This window comes from Phycicoccus sp. Root101 (assembly GCF_001426245.1).
Classification (GTDB): Bacteria; Actinomycetota; Actinomycetes; order Actinomycetales; family Dermatophilaceae; genus Pedococcus.
Genome location: NZ_LMCM01000003.1, coordinates 18,235 through 34,764 on the forward strand (window position 1 = coordinate 18,235; position 16,530 = coordinate 34,764).

The following is a 16,530-nucleotide window of genomic DNA, read 5'->3' on the forward strand; positions in this document are numbered from 1 at the left end:
CAGTACTCCTTCGGAGGCTCTCATGGTCAGCGATGACGGGAGCGCCGGTCAGTGCTGGCGGATGGCGCAGATCAGGGGAGGTGAAGTATATGAACGCCAGCCGCTTCCCATCTGCTCAGCGTCATTGGTTCAGCATGACCGTCCCACCAGTTGTCCGACGCCAGGCGTGTCTCACCACATGCTGCGCGGGCACAGAACGGTTCTTGGGGCGCTGAGGATCGGCGGTCGAATCCTTGACGCCGCTCGACCTTCGCCGCTGGATCGCGTTACCAGCCCTCGGTCAGCACCCGGTCGAGCGTGTCAGCGAAGAAGTCGGCGTCCGCGATGGTGATGCCCAGCGGAGGCTTGATCTTGAGCACGCACTGACGATCCGAGGTCGGCTGCATGATCACACCGAGATCTCTCATGCGGTCGCAGATGGCCACCGTCTCTGCCGTCGCAGGCTCCAGGGTCCGGCGGTCACGGACCATCTCGACACCGATGTAGAGGCCCATCCCGTGGACGGCGCCGATGATCGAGTGCCGCTCGGCTAGGCCGAGCAACCGTTCCCGCAGGTGATCCCCCACCACGCGCGCATTGTCCTGGAGCCCTTCGTCGCGCAGCACGTCGAGAACCGTCAGTCCCACGACGCTGCTGACCGGGCTGCCTCCCGCCGAGGAGAAGAAGTAGCCCTGGCTGCGATAGCTCGCGGCGATCTGCTTGGTCGTGATCACGGCACCGAGAGGATGACCGTTGCCCATCGCCTTGGCGACCGCGACGACGTCGGGCACGACGCCCTGCTGCTGAAAGCCCCAGAAGTGCTGGCCCAGACGACCGTAGCCCACCTGCACCTCATCCGCGATGCACAGACCACCGGCCGCGCGGACCGCTTCATAGACAGTGTCGAGATAGCCGTCCGGGAGCGCCATCCCTCCCGCGTTCCCGTAGTAGGGCTCGCACAGGAAGGCAGCTGGTGGAGTGCCCGACACCACCATCTCTCGGACGTGGGCCACGGCATCCTCGGCATATCGATGAGCCTCCGCGCCCCGGTACTGACCGCGGTACGCGTTGGGGGCCGCAACGGCGTGCACCCACTCGGGTCGAGTCTCGAGGGCCTGCGGGTTGTCGGCGATCGAGGTCGAGATCGCATCCGTCGCGTCGGTCCATCCGTGATACGCCTCGCGAACCGCCACCACATCCCGACGTCCTGTGTGGGCCCAGGCCAGCCGCAGCGCCAGGTCCACGGCCTCGGACCCGCTGTTGACCAGGAACACGGTGTCCAGCGGCTCGGGGAGCAGCGCGGACAACCGCTCCGAGAGCTCGACCACGGACCGGTAGTGGAAGCGCGAGTTGGTGTTGAGCAGACGCCACTGCCGCTGGATCGCGTCGGCGAGCTGCGGATGTCCGTGCCCCAGGATTGACACGTTGTTGAGCATGTCGAGATAGGCGCGACCGTCGACGTCGAACAGGTGCTGCTTCCAGCCACGCTCGATCTGTGGCGGCGCGCTGAAGTAGTGCTCCTGCACCGGCGCGAACGACGAGTTGCGGCGTTCGAGCAGAGGGTGCGCGTTCTCCTGCAGAGAGTCCGTCCATCCGCCGGGATCGATCAGCGGAGTCGGGTCGGGGCTGGCCCACGCCCACGCCTCAGCCATGGCGGCGGTCACGAAGAACGGCGGTCGACCCGGACCCCGGCTGACCTGGACACGAAGAGACGTGGACACCCCACGGGTCTCGAGGATTCCAATCGGCTCTCCCGAGCCCACGATCGACCCGGGGGCCGCACCCTCGATGGGGCCGGACAGCCACAGGTCGTGCCCGTCGTCGCCGCGCACCACGACGGCGTCCTCGGCGATTTCGATCCTCCCGGGCCACGGCGCGAAGAGCTCCGTGTCCCGAGACGCGAACAACTCCACTCCCAGCGCCACGTTCGACGGCGCGTCGAAATCGTTGGTCCGTGTGCGGGTGAGTCTGCGCTGGTGCGCAGGGATGTACGCGAGGTCCGCGGACGCGGCCAGGACCGCTGCAGACACAGACTGCTCCGCGTCGCCCTCGAGGAACACGCCGCCGTCGAGGTGGGGACTGGTGGTCGAGACGTCCATCGGCACCAGGGTCGAACCGCTGACGATCGGCGATCCGGTCGCAGTGGGCCTGGAGAAAGGGAGACGGATCGTCGAGCGGACAAGCTCGGTCATCACCTCGAGTGGAACGGACGTCGCCACGGTGAAGATCCGCCGTTCCCGCTCAAGGTTGTTCACGGCGTAGTCGTTGTCTTGATCGATGCTCACCTGGTGCTGCCCACTCACCAGCAGGACCGCGGCGCGAAGGACGACCAACGGCCAGAACGCCTCGAGCTCGTCGTCCGACAGCGATCTGACCCGATCGAATGCCGTGACCGCGGGAAGAATCGTCTCCACACCACCGCCGTACGAAAGCAACGTCGCGCACGTCACGGCCAGCTCGCCGACGGCCCAGCTTTCCGTGAGATCACCGAAGTCGATGAGCCCCACGGGGTGTCGTCGACCGTGACGATGAGCCGCCACAACGTTGTCGTCCGTCAGGTCACCATGGATCACCTGGACGGGTAGGCGCTCCGACACCCTCGCCAGCGCCTCGTGCGCGGCCTGCACGGCCTCCAGTGCGGCATCAGGCCCGCCTGCGATGTCCACGAAACCGGCGAGTCGACCGACGACGTGGTGAGCGTGTCGCAGGTCCCACTGCAGTTCGCGCCGCGGGACTGGTCCATCGAATTCGGCCAGGGCAATCGAGGTCCGCGCGACCAGATCGCCCAGTGACGCCACCACCGACGTCGCAAGATGGTCGCTCTCGCTGAGGACTCCCCCGTCGAGGAACGTCATGAGTCGGATCAGGAGCGCCGTTCCGTCGATCTCGGCTTGGTGAATCGTCGCACCGTCCGACCCAGGCACCGACGTCGACACCGCGATGGTGTCGTCGAAGCGCTGGATGTGCGCGGCCGCCCGATCCTGCGCCTCCAGGTCTGCCCAGGTGAAGGCGGGGTTCGAGACCTTGAGCACGAAGGTCCCGACGGATGACTCGATCCGAAAGTTGGCATCCTGCTGGCTACCGAGCTTGGTGGCGGTGCCCACGATGCCGTAGTGCTGCTGCAGGACTGTCTCCGCCTGGGCCGGCGAGACGTCCGGTGTAGGGAGTGCCTCATGCTCCAAGAAGCTGAAGGTCTGGGACATGGCTACCTTCCTTCCCTGCGTAAGCGGACGATGAACGGCGGACGATGAAAGGTCTCTCAACGATCCTGTCGATGTCCGACCACCCTGCTACGAGCCGAGGATCGAGAGGAAGGCCCTCGTGCGCTCGTGCTCAGCGTTGGTGAAAAGCGACTCCGGCGGCCCTTGCTCCAGGATGCGACCGCGGTCGAACATCACGAGGCGGTCTGCCGCAGACCGCGCGAACCCCATCTCGTGGGTGACGACGACCATCGTCATCCCGTCCGCCGCCAGCTCACCCATGACCGAGATGACCTCGCCGACCATCTCGGGGTCAAGCGCGCTGGTGGGCTCGTCGAACAGCATGAGGGCCGGCTTCATCGCAAGGGCTCGGGCGATCGCGACGCGCTGCTGCTGACCGCCCGACAACGCCCGGGGACGGTTGTCCTCCTTGTCGGACAGACCGACCCGGGCCAGCAGTTCCCGCGCCTCCTCGCGTGCTTGGTCCTTGCTGATGCCGAGCACCTTGATCGGGGCGACGGCGACGTTCTCGAGCGCCGACAGGTGCGGGAAGAGGTTGAAGCGCTGGAAGACGAACCCGATCTTGCGACGCCGACGCGCGACCACACGCGGGGTGTCCTCCACCAGTCCGCCCTTCGACTCCTTGTAACCGACCGATTCGCCCAGCACCTCCACGGAACCGGAGTCGATCCGCTCCAAGTGGTTCAGGCATCGCAGGAAGGTCGTCTTGCCAGATCCTGACGGGCCGATCATCACCACGACCTCCTGCCGTTGCACCGTCATCGACACCGAGTCGAGGACCTTGAGCGGCCCAAAGCTCTTGACGACGTCACGCGCCTCGAGGATCACGTCGGAACCGTCATCGTGGGTGTGGATGCTCATCCGTGAACCGCCTTCGTCAGGGGAAGACGGGCTGGTCCGCCGAGGAGACGTTCGCGCATGCTGACCCGCTGTGTCGGCGTCGCTGGATCGCCGAACTTGCGCTCGAGCCATGCCTGCACGACCGACCAGATCGTCGTAAGGAGCAAGTAGTAGGCGGCGACCGCCATGAAGATCTCGAATGTCTTGAAGGTCGCGGAGTTGATCGACTGGGCCGTCAGAAACATCTCCTGGACTCCGATGACGCTGAGCAGCGAGGTCGACTTCATCATCAGGTTGAACTCGTTGCCCAGTGGCGGGATCACGATGCGGGTGGCCTGGGGCAGGATCACCGTCCGCATCGCGACGGCTGGTGACATGCCAAGGGCCTTGGCAGCCTCGGTCTGTCCATCGTCCACCGAATCGAGGGACGCTCGGATGATCTCGGACATGTAGGCGCTTTCGTTGACCGCGAGCGTGATGATCGCCGCCTGGATGACACCGAGCAAGGTCACCGACCCGAGCGTGAGGTCGCTGAACCGGTAGATACCCGTCGCGGCCAGGCCGTTGTAGACGATCACGAGCTGCACCAACAGGGGCGTGCCGCGGATGGCCCAGACGTACACGCCCCCGATCCACCCGAGCACGGGGAACCGGCTACGGCGCATCAGCGCGATCCCCAGCCCGCCGATGACGCCTAAGGCCTGAGCGAGCACCGAGATGTAGACCGTGCGCCACAGCCCAGTGAGGAACGGTCCGGACGGATGGATGACCGCGTCGACGAAGAAGCCCCAATCGAACGTCGGCTGTCCTTGGGCGGCTTGTAGCAGTGAGTGCATGAGTCCTGTCGATCCGTGGTCGTCATGTCGGTCGGAGGTCGTGCCGCTGTGTCAGCTCGCGGGGAGGGCGTCGTCGGTGAGCGACCAATTCTTCAAGATCGCGTCGTACGTTCCGTCGGCTCGCACCGCGGCGAACGCCTTGACCAGTGCGGCGTTCAGGGCGGCGTTGCTCTTGGCAGTCGCGATGCCCGTCTCGATCTTGCCGAACGGCTTGCCGACGGTCTCGAAGGTGCCGGGCTGCTGCTTGATGGCGTAGCCGGCGATCTCGACCGTGGTGCCGTAGGCGTCGACGAGGCCGAGCTTCAGTTGCTGCTGAGCCTCGGAGTCACGGCCGAACTTCGAGACGGCGATGGTGGGCTTGCCAGCGGCCTGACACTTCTTTGCTTGGGCGTCAAGGAGGTCCACGATGGTGGTGCCGGTCTGGGCAGCGACCTTGCGACCGCACAGGTTCTCGATGCCAGTCACGGCACCGGGGTTGCCCGCCTTCACCAGGACCGTATTGCCCGCGTACATGTACGGCACGAAGTCGACGACCTTCTCGCGCTCCGGCTTGATGTATAGCTGCGACATGATCGCGTCGCACTGACGTCCCTGCAGGGCCGGAATGATGCCGTTGAAAGCAACATTCTGCCACGTCGACTTCAGGCCTAGCTGCTTGGCGATGGCGTCGCCGAGCTCAATCTCGGTGCCGACAGCCTTCTGGTCCTTGTCGAAGTACGTCAAAGGCGGTGCACTGATGTCGGCACAGAACGTCAACGTTCCTGAGGAGATCAGCGAGCTGGACGGCACCGCCGCCGACCCTCCGCCCGACCCTGAACTGGAGTCGGACCCCGTGGATCCTCCGCCGCATGCGGACAGCAGCGTCGCCGCGGCCACGACCGCCACGACGCTGATCGAGTACCGGACGGCTGAGGTGGTTCCGTGTGACTTCATGGGCGACCTTTCGGGGGCTGCGCGATGCGAGGCTCATTGGTCTGACCATCCAGACGCTAGGGGCTTGACGGGCTAACGTCAATCAATTCGAAGAAGATCCGGTCACTGACGACGTAAATCGCACATAAACGCGACTTCACGTACGGATATAGTCGTTCTAGCGAGCGGCACATGTAGCATGCTGACAACAGGTCAGACCAAAGGAGCGCCATGATCGACTGGCAACACCTCGCTCATGAGCAACGATCGGCACCTACGACGATCTCTGCGCGCATCCACGAGCTGATCTCCGATGGCGACCTCGTCCCCGGCGAACGCATCCCCGCCGAACGGGAGCTCTCGACAGCCCTGGGCGTCTCGCGCGCTACCGTTCGAGAGGCGCTACGCGAGCTCGAGCTGCGCGGACTGATCGACCGACGCCGCGGCCGCGGCACCGTGGTGGTCGAGTCGCAGCGCCCCGAGATCACCTCATCGCTGTTCGGCGACATCGACCCCACGACCAGGGCCTTGCGCGAGGTCATGGACATGCGCGGCGTCATAGAACCACCGATCGCCGAGCGGGCCGCGACGCGTGCCAGCACCGACCAGATCGAGCGACTTGCGGACCTCGTGGCGCAGGCCGCTGACGAGATCGACCGCGGTGTCGACCCGCAGCGCTACGTCGAGCTCGACGTCGCCTTCCACCTGACGCTCGCACGGATGACGGCTAATCCTCTGCTCGAGCGGCTGCTGACCGTCACACATGAATGGATGGCGCCCTCGCGGCGGTCGTCCCTCGAGACCGAGACCCGCATCCATCGCTCGTTGGCCGCGCACCGCCGCATCCTCGACGCGGTCCAGCGCCACGACCCAGCCGCAGCGTCCCGCGAGATGACCGCGCACATCAACGACATCCTCACCGTGATCGCCGGCGACGGCCCGACACCTACGAAGGCAGGCTGACATGAGCTCCGATACCTCCCGATGGGCCGTCGCCACCCCCCACGCCAGCGCCACCGACGCCGCTGAGAAGGTCTTCCGTGAAGGTGGCAACGCCGTCGACGCCGCCCTGGCCGCCGCCAGCGCACTTACCGTCGTCTACCCCCATCAGTGCTCGATCGGTGGCGACTGCATCGCGCTGGTCGGTCTGCCTGACGGCACGACGCACGTCGTCATGGGCGTCGGTCGAACGCCGGCGGATATGTCGCTCGACTCCTTCGCCGACATGACGACGATGCCGGTCGACGGCGCGCTGACCGTCACCGTGCCCGGCGCGGTCGGCGCTTGGCACACCATGGCCGAGCGTTGGGGCTCGGTCGGACTGACCTCGAGCCTCGAGGTCGCACGACGAATGGCATCCGAGGGCGTCCCGGTCGCTGCCGGCCTGGGCCGCGACCTGTTCCGCGAGGAGCACCGCATCCTGGCCGACCCGGGCCTGCGCCAGGTCTTCGCGCCCAACGGACGCCCCCTCGCGGCCGGTGAGCAACTCGTCCAGCCCCGGCTCGCCGCCAGCCTGCAGGCCATCGCCGAGTCGGGTCAGGACGCGCTGTACCGCGGCGACCTAGCCCGCAGCATCACCGCGACCCTGCAGTCGAGGGGCTCAGCGATGACCACAGAGGACTTCGCAATCCACGAAACAGTGGTCGACGTCCCCGTCTCCGCGACGTACGACGGCCGGGAGTACGTGACCGCTCCGCCGCCATCGCAGGGCGCTTTCTTCCTCGAGGCCGTGACTGCACTCGAGCTGATCCGCCTCGCCACCGGCAAACCCCTCGATCTCGACGGGCCGGACGCCGCCACCGTTGCGATGGTGCTGGGAGACGTCGCCGAAGACCGCGACCGCCTGTTGGGCGACCCCGCGGTGTCCCCGCTCGACCTGGTCCAGCTGATGGGTACCCGCGCCCGCGAGATTGCGCAGCTTGACTCGGCGCCGGCGACCGGCCCGCGCAACCCACCACCCACAGGCGACACGGTCGCGGTCGTCACCTCCGACGGATCCGGCACCTGGGTCTCGCTCATCCAGAGCCTGTTCCACGCGTTCGGGTCCGGCATCCTCGACCCCGAGTCAGGCATCATCCTGCACAACCGCGGTGCGTCGTTCTCCGTCTCCCCCAACCACCCGGGAGCCGTCGCACCCTCGCGTCGCCCTCCTCACACACTGATGCCGGTGCTTACGCGTGACGACGGTGTGCTGTCCGGCGCCCACGGGACGATGGGCGGTCGTGCGCAAGCGCAGATCCACGCACAACTCGCACTCCGCCTCGCGACCGGCGACCTGCCAGGGGCAGCGATCGGCAGACCCCGCTGGGTCGTCGGCCTGATGGAGGAGGGGTACCGCGACCAACGCACCGTCGGAGTCGAGGCAAACGCCCCGGCTGCCGTCGCGCACGCACTACGCGCGACCGGCTTCGAGGTCACCGAGCTCCCCGCCAACGACGACGGGGTCGGGCACTCGCAGATGGTGCGGCGCTACCCTTCCGGATTGGCCGCAGCAAGCGACCCCCGCTCCGACGGCAGCGCGCGGATCGGGTGACCGGACGATGATCAGACGGCTCGGGGCACTGCCCCGCGACGCCTTCCACCTGGGGCTGATGCTCGCCCTCACGTTCTCGACGGGTGTCATCGACGCGGTCGGCTACCTCGGCCTCGACCGGGTCTTCACCGGCAACATGACGGGCAACGTCGTGGTCCTTGGCATGGCGCTGGTCGGAGGCACCGGGCTGCCGGTGCTCGGCCCGCTCCTGGCTTTAGTCGGATTCATGGCGGGCGCTGCCTTCGGTGGTCGCATGCTCAAGTCGGCGGGTCCGGGGTGGACGGCACGGACCACGGTCCTGTTCACGATCGTTGGGGTCCTGATGCTCGGGGTCGCGGCGTTGCTGCTGGCGATCGAGGAGGATGTGAGCCCGCCGTTGCGTGTCACGGTCACCACCGTCCTCGGCGCAGCGATGGGCATCCAGGCGGCCACTGCCCGATTCATCGCGGTCAAGGACGTCACGACGGTCGTCGTGACCTCGACCCTCACAGGTCTTGCCGCCGACTCGGTGCTAGGCAGCGGCAAGGGCGCTGGGAGCGCCCGGCGCACGGCCGCGGTGATCCTGATCCTTGCCGGCGCCTTCGCTGGCGGCGCCCTGCTGAAGTGGCATCTTGGCGGAGGCCTCCTCCTGGCCGGCTCCATCACGTTGGCCGTCACGCTACTCGGGGCACTGCACGCTCGACACCACGTTCCTGCCAAGGACCCGACCGAAGCATCGAGCATCGGGTCTCACGCCGCCCGCGCCTAGCGCGCACCCCGACTACCGCACTGCCTCATCTGCCTTGGCGAACCGCCGCTCTCCTGGACGATCGAGCTCATACCGTCCACGTCGATGACCTGACCGGTCAGGTAGGACATGGCAGGCGACTCGATGAACGTGCCGACCTCCTTGAGCTGACCCGAGCGCCCCTATGTGAATCGCCCGACCCATGGCGCGCTCTCACTCGGTCCACGACGATATCGCGCTGCGACCGCGTTGGACCTGATGCTATGGGGTGCGAGGGCGACGGAGCCGGTAAGACCGACGACCGCCGCCCTCGAGGCGAGGTACGCGGCATCGTCCGGGAGCGCCGTCACCGGTCCGGACACGGACGCCACAGATCACAACGACGTTACCCAGACCCGGCACGAGGGTCGCGGTCCTGCTACATTCCGCCGGCCTTGCATCAGCTTTGCCTGGAGCGAGGCCGACGCGGACGTAAGCAGCCGGCGCCCTCGTGAGACTGACGAGTCTTGGCTCCGGTGTGGGCATCACGCATGGCCTGATGGCTGGCGAGGATCCCGTGGAGCTCCTTGGCCCGGGCACCGCTGATGTCACCGTCCTTGCAGTACCGACGCCAAGCATCCGCGGCAGCGACACCTCTGACCACATGGACCTCGTCCACGACCGCCCAGTCGTTCTCCAGCTGTCGCGCGCCAGGTCCCCAGATGATCAGCACCGCCTCGACAGACACGTCCCTGACTCCTTGGGAGCGAAGGATCGATCGCACGGACCTGGCGCTCGAGCGGGCACCATCCATCGCCGCCTCGCGATAGCGGTCCGTCGCCCACTGCCGGCCAGCACCGACGAACTTGGTTTCGATCGCCAGCACCGCGCGCGGACTCACCGCGACGTGGTCGATGTTGCGCTTCTCCATCGGAACGTCGTCCAGGAACGGCCAACCGAACTCCCGGCTCTCGAGAACCTCCCGCGTGAACGACTCGCCCCACTCCCCCATCGTCACCGGATACGTCCGGATCAACGACGTCACGAACACCATCCATGCCCAGCTCGTCACCAGTGCCCCGGCGAAGGCCCCTCGAACCATGGCCGGCCCGACCGGCAACACCACTACTACCAAGGCGGCACCCAGCATCCAGGCAGCGGCCGCCACGATGTTGCGACGCCCGCTCCACAGCTCGGTCCGCACCATCTCCCACCGACGCCGCTGCTCGAACGTCCTCCTCCCCCGTCTCAACACCCCAACAGTCTGCGACAAGAGGCCCCGGGCGAAGGCAGGAATGCGCTCAGTCCGCACAAGGCGTCAGCAGTGAGTCGACCCAAGATCCCTTGGCAGACGCCGGCCGCCAACGCACGGCCACGGACGCGGGCGGACCTCAACGGATGGCCGCTCCGAGTGAGCGCGAGGGACTTAGTCACTCACCAGCAGGGAAGAGGTCAGATCCAGCCCCTCGAGCCCGACAACGAAGCAGCCCCTGATCTGCGTTTCCGCAGGTCAGGGGCTGTTTCGTACTGGTGGGCGATACTGGGTTTGAACCAGTGACCTCTTCCGTGTCAAGCATTTTCACCCGTCTTTGGACGTCCGTCGCCGTCCATGTGAGCACGAAACGAGTCCCCCAACGTCCGCCGGCATGCAACCGAACACGCCCCTGTTGTCAAGCACTTAGTCAAGCAGCCGTTGCGCGATGCGGGGGCTCTGCCCCTGGCCACGGGATGCCAGCGTTGCTCGGTTCTGCCTCTGAGATTTCGGTCGTGTACTCAGCGATGCGTTCAACGTAGAACCGCGCGTTGGCACGGATGCCTTCACGTTCTGCGTCGGTCGTTTCTCAGCGGACCATGCCGGGCAGGCCCAGCACCATGGAGTTCGGCGGGATCTGCGTGCCCTCCGGGATCATCGCCCCGGCGCCGATGATCGAGCCCGAGCCGATGCTGGCACCGTTGAGCACGATCGGCCCATGCCGATCAGCACGTCGTCATCCACAGCTCGGTCCGCACCATCTCCCAGCGTCGCCGCTGCTTAAACGTCTTCCTCCCCCGCCTCAACATCCCCACGGTCTGCGGCAGGCAGCCCCCGACCACGGCCTGAATGCGCTCAGCCAACGGAAGAAGTCAGCAGTGCGTCGCCCCCAGATCCACTGGCGGCGCCGGCTGCCAAGCACAGCCACGGCGCGCAGACCCGTGCGCAAGATCGCCGCATGACGAAGGCTCGGACCGGGTGGTCCGAGCCTTCGTCATGGCAGCTTTCACGCCACGCGTTGCCGTCAGCCGCCAGGCACTGGGCCGATCACCGGCCCGACCTCCGGAGCGGAAAGAGTCGTGGTGTAGGCGTGGGCCCGGTCGGCACTCACCCGGACTCCGATGCGAGCGCCGAGGTCAGCCTTCGTCGGGGTGTACGAGGCCCCGGTCGCACCTGTGACCGGCACACCGTTGCGCGTCCACTGGTACCCGATGGCCTGCCAGCCTGAGTTGACCGTGGCCGTCAACGCGCTCCCGATCTTCGCCTTGCCGGTGATGGTCGGGGACAGTGCGGTGCCGTCCACGTCCACCGGGTGCCGCAGGGTGATGGTGAGCCGCTTCGTGGAAGCGGGGACTCGCACCGTGCCGGCCGCCTCGTCCACCACGGCCTTCGGCACTGACACGGACGTGATGTTGCCCTTGAGCGCCAGCAGCTCGATGCTGAAGGCTGTCGCGGAGCCAACGTCACCCGAGAAGGTGAACGTCACCTGGCTCCCGGTTGAGGTTGCTGCGTAGCCGACTCGACCGCCACCAAGGGTCGGGAAGTTGTCCAGGGCGATGCGCTTCCCTGCAGCAACCCAATCCTGCGGAGCGCCGCGTCCGACGATGATGGTGCCGTCGGACTTTTGGGCGATGAGTGAGTCGAACAGCACCTTCGTCGCAGTTGCCTGGCCCCACATGTGCTGGTTGGAGCCGCCGCCACCGGCGGCGTGGTCGATGTTCCACGGCGACGACGCGTTCGGGTAGTCGACTCCTTCCCACCATCCGAACGGACCGCTTTGCGACTTGTTCACCATGAACTCATAGCCGCGGATGCCGGCGTCGCGGTACTGCTCGCCACGCAAGGCGGTGCTGCCGTAGCCGGCGTTGTACGCGCTCGAGAAGTACCCGTGCGGGTAGCCGCCGAAGTTGTACACCGTGTCGGTCAAGCTCTCCCGCCGCTGGAAACCGTGCGTGTAGGTGCGGTCGATGTCGTCGAGCATGAAGCCGGACTGCTGCGCCCCGAACAGGTAGCCGTCCCAGGCCCACTGCCCGAACAGGAACATCGAGGCCCAGTTCGCGTCACGCGGGTCCTTGCGCGGGCCCTGCTCGTTGGGCTCGACCATCGAGATGGGGATGTAGTCGAGCTGATAGTCGGTCATCGTCTTGCGCAGCTGGTCGCTGACCACCTTGTACAGGTCGTCGTACTCGGCCTAGGCCCACGCCGCCTCGCTGTCCTCACCGAGCTGCTGTGCGAGCCACCGGTAGGTGGTCAGGCCTGCCAGGGCGGACCAGTTGTCAATGGTCCAGTAGCCCTCGCTGTCGATGGCGACGGTCTTCTTGATGATGCCGGTGCCGCCGTTGATGCGGTCGGTCTCGATCGTGTGCGTGTTCTTCTTGATCTTGTCGAACTGCGACCGCACGAACGCCTTGTCGTTGGTGCGCTGCAGGTACAGGGCGAACGGCCAGCTGAACTTCCACTTCGCGTCGTCGTACTGCAGCTGCGCGGGAAGGGTGGACAGGTAGTCCTGCGCGTATGTGTAGTCGCCGACGGTCAGGAGGGTGGAGACGATACCGATGGTGTCGTGGTCGAACATCTCGTCGTACCCGTTCTCCCCAACGTGCAGCTCCTTCTTGCCGTTGATGTCGTCGCGGATGATGAGCGTGTAGATGTAGCCGGCCTTGTACGCGTCGACGAGCTTGGGGTCGGGCAGCTCCTTAATGTTGGCGATGGCGACCAACCGGGTGTTCCAGTAGGTGCGCATGTGCTTGTAGTGCTGGTCGTACCCGCCGAGTGAGGCGAGCTGGGCGTTGGACGGCCAGCCGTACGTGCCGCCGAACCGGTCGGCTCCCACGGCGTAGTCCCGCACCACGGTCTGGCCGGCCGCGACGCTGTCGCGCGTGGCCGCGTCGTTCAACCCGACCAGCGCCTTGGAGACCCGTGGAAGCGGCAGTGCACCGGTCGTGGTGTTGGTCGTCGTCATGCGTGAGTACGCAACTTCGTAGCGTTTGCCCTCGACGACGACCTCGTCGGCGAAGTTCTGCACGCTGTGGCGCAGACCGCCCTTGGTGTACGTGCTCACGAACGCGGGCAGGTACCCCTCGGCATTGCGCCAGTCGATGGTGCCGGGGATGTCTGGGACCCCGAACGTGATGGTGAGGTTGTCGTGGTCACGCAGCCGGTAGCTGCCGTCGATGGACGCGATGGGTGCGTGGTGGTCGCCTTCCCAGCCGAACGACGACACAAGGCCAGGGTTGGACTGGAAGGTGTACCGGGCGGCGGCCGCGGAGTGCTGGGCGGCGTTCCAGGCGGTGGTCAGCCGTGCGAGCGCAAGGCGGACGTCGGTGTCGATCGGTTGTCCGGCCATGACGGCGCGCGCGGCGGTGACCTCGCGGTCGAGCTGCGCAAGGGTGGCAGGGTCGGCGGCCGGGGTGTCCGTGCGGTCGATCTCGTCAAGCAGGGCGCGCCGCGCAGCCGACGCGGACGGGGTCGGGGCCAGGGCTGCGCCCGCGAGGGTGACGTTGCCGTCGCCGTTGTTGCGGCGGGTGAGCTGCGCGGTGACGGTGCTTGTCTGCCCAGCGGGCAGTATGACGGTGAACAGGCGAGACAGTGCGCTGCCGCCAGCGGACAGTTCAGTGTTCGACACTGTCGGTGTGGTGGCGCCGCCGGTGGTGACGGTCACCGTGGCTGCGGCCTCCCAGACGCCGGCAACGAACTGAAGGGTCCGCGGTCGGTCGCTAGCGGCGACCGCCAGATCCCAGCCGGCCGGCCGGCTCAGGTCGTCACTGTCGGCGAGGAACACCCCACCGGTGGTCGTGCCCGGCTCGTTCGTCGTCGGGGTGCCGTTGCTCCACGAGTAGCGGACCGGGTTGTCGCCCTGCGGGGAGATGCCGCGGGTGCCGCGGTTGCTGGGGGTAAGCGCGCCCGACCCTGTGGCGGAGCGGTTCAGGGTGGACCCGCTCAGGTGGATCCAGTCAGTCGCGCCCAGGGCGGTGAGGTCCATCGTCGACGGCGTCGACCGTGTCGTCAGCGTCACCGCGGGTTGTGCGCTGACGGTTTCAGCCAGTGTGACTGCCGCTAGGGAAACGTTGCCCTCTGGGCTGCGGGTCTCCGTGAGCGTGGTCGTGAGGATGACTGGCTCACCTGGCGGGACGATGACCGTGTACCGCTGCACCTGCGGCGTACCGGACGCGCTGACCGGTTGCTGCCACACGGAACGGGTTCCTGAGGCGGTGGTCAGACGGACGGTCGCGGCTGCCTGCCAGACTCCGCCGACCACGGTCAGGGTGCGGGAGGTGTCCGCGGATGGAACCGCGACGCGGTAGCCGGCATCGAAGCCGGTCGTCGGGCCAACAGTCGAGTGGTCATAGCTGAAGACCCCGCCGGTGGTGGTGCCGTCGTTGGTGGCCGTGGGTGTGCCGTCGGACCAGCGGTAGGACAACGGACTGTCGCCAAGGGTGCCGACTGCAGTCTGCGGGTGCAGGTTGCTCACGTCGATGACCGAGGTCGTGTCCTTGCGGCGGTTGTTGCCGGTGCCGGCGACGTGCACCCAGTCCGTGGTGCCGGTCGAGGTGAGGTCCAGGGTTCCGGCAGCGCCCGCACCGTTCGGCAGCGTCTCGGCGTCGACCACGAAGGAGGACGTAGGGGCGGCCGCTGCCCACGTCAAGGTGGCGGTGGTGGGCACGAGCAAGGCAGATACAGCGGATAGGACGAGCAGGCCACGCAGGCGTCGTTGCCGCATGTGGTTCTCCTTCATAGGTGGCCGGTGTGCGGCCGGGTTGGGGGCGAGCACGGTTGCTTGAGTTGGTGGCTGGTCAGAACGAGCTTGGTTGTAGGGCGGCGGGGTTAGCCCCGTCCGGTCGAGGACTCCCGAGGAACTAGCTGGGGAACGATGAGTCGCGTCACCCGTTCGTCCTGACGGCCTTCGATTTGGGCAACCAGCGACGCGAAGATGAGGTCGGCAACCCGGTCGGTCTGCTGAGAGACCGACGTGAGCGCAGGTCGGGTCATCCGGGCTAGAGGTGAGTCGTCGAACCCGGTTACGGCGACGCCATGAGCAATGTCCTCATCCATTGTCTGAAGGACCTGAAGTGACTCGAAGGCATACGAGTCGTCGCGGCACGCCAACGCGGTCGGGCGGTACTGGCGCAGGAAGTCGGGCAGCTGGTCAAACAGGTTGGTCCGCTCGGTCACGAACAGGTCCAAGCCCTCGTCACGGGCCACGCCGGCCTCGGCCAAACCGGCCACGAGCCCGTCGTGTCGGTCATCTTCCATCCCGCCGTCGCGGGGAGGTCCGACGTAGGCAACTCTCGTGTGCCCGTGGTCGCGCAGGTGATGAGCAACCTGCCGCATTCCCTGTCCCCCGTCGACGTCAACCCACGAGTGGGCGGCATCCAGGTCATCCCACGGTCGGCCGAAGGCCACCATCGGCAGGCCGTGCTCGGTCAGCCAACGTGGCCGCTGGTCACCGACGTGGGTCTCAGGGATGACCACACCATCAACCGCGCGCCGGGCCGCAAGTTCCTGGAACGAGTCGATCTGCACCTCGTCGCCCGCCTCGGCCACATCAAGCACGATTCGGTAGCCCCGCGACGCGCCCGCCTGCGCGAGGGACCGCGCGAAACCCGCCAGCATCGACACACCGTCGTTCCACTGCGGGCCCAGGTGCAACGACACTAGGCGCGTTGAGCGCCGAGCCAAGGACCGAGCGGTCTCGTCTGGCCGGTAGTCCAGCGCCGTGATGACCTTGAGCACCCGGGTGCGTGTTTCCGGCCGCACCTTCTCCGGTGAGTTGAGGACGTTCGCAACCGTCTGGTGCGACACGCCGGCCTCGTGCGCTACCGACTGCAGAGTCGGGCGCTGAGCGGGCGTCTTCGACCGTATGCGGGACATCCTCGGGACCACCTGTCCGAGCCCACCCACGCCACCGTGGCGCGGCCTGTGGCTCGACCGGGACCGTATTCGTTTGACCGCTCAAATACAAGACTTTGAACGCGAACCCGTCCTTTGACGTCCGCCCGTTTCCGCCTCCGTTGTCACTCACTTAGTCACTCACCCCGACACCGCTCTTCGCTACCTGCGGCCACGGCAGACCACTCGCATGGACTACGGATCCCCGGGGCACCTTGCAGGCCCGCACCGCCCGCGTAGTGCACGCGGTCGAACCACGTCTTCCCGGCACCCTTCTGTTGTCAAGCGGTCGCTTTGAGGCCCTCCCGAGGACTCTTCCGGGGCGCGGCTGTCGGGCGTAGCGTCGGGTCCGCGGGTCCGGG

11 protein-coding genes are annotated in these 16,530 nt (G+C 66.8%); 3 read left to right on the forward strand and 8 right to left on the reverse strand.

Going from position 1 to position 16,530, the window contains the following annotated elements; translation table 11 throughout:
• Window positions 1-266: 266 nt before the first annotated feature.
• From ASC58_RS04625 to ASC58_RS04640, 4 genes are all read right to left on the reverse strand, one after another.
• Entirely contained in the window at window positions 267-3,182 is a 2,916-nt protein-coding gene (locus ASC58_RS04625; RefSeq protein WP_056918527.1) for an aminotransferase, read from the reverse strand.
• Between the two features lie 87 nt (window positions 3,183-3,269).
• Window positions 3,270-4,061, reverse strand: a complete 792-nt coding sequence (locus ASC58_RS04630) for an amino acid ABC transporter ATP-binding protein (protein ID WP_056918528.1) — start codon at window positions 4,059-4,061, stop codon at window positions 3,270-3,272.
• A complete protein-coding gene (locus ASC58_RS04635; RefSeq protein ID WP_056918529.1) occupies window positions 4,058-4,876 on the reverse strand; it encodes an amino acid ABC transporter permease in 819 nt (272 codons plus the stop codon). The genes ASC58_RS04630 and ASC58_RS04635 overlap by 4 nt, the downstream gene beginning before the upstream one ends.
• 51 nt (window positions 4,877-4,927) lie before the next feature.
• Window positions 4,928-5,761, reverse strand: a complete 834-nt coding sequence (locus ASC58_RS04640) for an ABC transporter substrate-binding protein (RefSeq protein WP_200947735.1) — start codon at window positions 5,759-5,761, stop codon at window positions 4,928-4,930.
• A 258-nt stretch (window positions 5,762-6,019) separates the two neighbouring features.
• Between ASC58_RS04640 and ASC58_RS04645 the strand changes: the two genes are divergently transcribed.
• The 3 genes from ASC58_RS04645 to ASC58_RS04655 are packed head-to-tail and all read left to right on the forward strand — an operon-like array spanning window position 6,020 to window position 9,069.
• Window positions 6,020-6,751 (forward strand): FadR/GntR family transcriptional regulator, encoded by a 732-nt coding sequence (locus ASC58_RS04645; RefSeq protein WP_056918531.1) that lies wholly within the window; start codon window positions 6,020-6,022, stop codon window positions 6,749-6,751.
• Between the two features lies 1 nt (window position 6,752).
• Window positions 6,753-8,321, forward strand: a complete 1,569-nt coding sequence (locus ASC58_RS04650; RefSeq protein WP_056918532.1) for a gamma-glutamyltransferase family protein — start codon at window positions 6,753-6,755, stop codon at window positions 8,319-8,321.
• A gap of 7 nt (window positions 8,322-8,328) precedes the next feature.
• Entirely contained in the window at window positions 8,329-9,069 is a 741-nt protein-coding gene (locus ASC58_RS04655; protein ID WP_082552959.1) for a YoaK family protein, read from the forward strand.
• Between the two features lie 418 nt (window positions 9,070-9,487).
• Here ASC58_RS04655 and ASC58_RS04660 read toward each other — a convergent pair whose 3' ends face one another.
• The 4 genes from ASC58_RS04660 to ASC58_RS04675 form a co-directional block, all read right to left on the reverse strand.
• Entirely contained in the window at window positions 9,488-10,234 is a 747-nt protein-coding gene (locus ASC58_RS04660) for a nuclease-related domain-containing protein (RefSeq protein ID WP_157598360.1), read from the reverse strand.
• Window positions 10,235-11,303: 1,069 nt separating this feature from the next.
• Complete coding sequence (locus tag ASC58_RS04665) at window positions 11,304-12,446, reverse strand: hypothetical protein (RefSeq protein ID WP_056918534.1); 1,143 nt, start codon at window positions 12,444-12,446, stop codon at window positions 11,304-11,306.
• A gap of 24 nt (window positions 12,447-12,470) precedes the next feature.
• Window positions 12,471-14,999 (reverse strand): sugar-binding protein, encoded by a 2,529-nt coding sequence (locus ASC58_RS04670; RefSeq protein ID WP_157598361.1) that lies wholly within the window; start codon window positions 14,997-14,999, stop codon window positions 12,471-12,473.
• 104 nt (window positions 15,000-15,103) lie between these two features.
• Window positions 15,104-16,150, reverse strand: coding sequence for a LacI family DNA-binding transcriptional regulator (locus ASC58_RS04675; RefSeq protein ID WP_056918536.1), 1,047 nt, complete (start codon window positions 16,148-16,150; stop codon window positions 15,104-15,106).
• Window positions 16,151-16,530 lie beyond the last annotated feature (380 nt).

Coding starts and splice junctions, on each gene's coding strand:
- ASC58_RS04625 (WP_056918527.1), bottom strand. CDS start 3,182: ATGTCCCAGACCTTCAGCTTCTTGGAGCATGAGGCACTCCCTACACCG.
- ASC58_RS04630 (WP_056918528.1), bottom strand. CDS start 4,061: ATGAGCATCCACACCCACGATGACGGTTCCGACGTGATCCTCGAGGCG.
- ASC58_RS04635 (WP_056918529.1), bottom strand. CDS start 4,876: ATGCACTCACTGCTACAAGCCGCCCAAGGACAGCCGACGTTCGATTGG.
- ASC58_RS04645 (WP_056918531.1), top strand. CDS start 6,020: ATGATCGACTGGCAACACCTCGCTCATGAGCAACGATCGGCACCTACG.
- ASC58_RS04650 (WP_056918532.1), top strand. CDS start 6,753: ATGAGCTCCGATACCTCCCGATGGGCCGTCGCCACCCCCCACGCCAGC.
- ASC58_RS04655 (WP_082552959.1), top strand. CDS start 8,329: ATGATCAGACGGCTCGGGGCACTGCCCCGCGACGCCTTCCACCTGGGG.
- ASC58_RS04660 (WP_157598360.1), bottom strand. CDS start 10,234: ATGGTGCGGACCGAGCTGTGGAGCGGGCGTCGCAACATCGTGGCGGCC.
- ASC58_RS04670 (WP_157598361.1), bottom strand. CDS start 14,999: ATGCGGCAACGACGCCTGCGTGGCCTGCTCGTCCTATCCGCTGTATCT.
- ASC58_RS04675 (WP_056918536.1), bottom strand. CDS start 16,150: ATGTCCCGCATACGGTCGAAGACGCCCGCTCAGCGCCCGACTCTGCAG.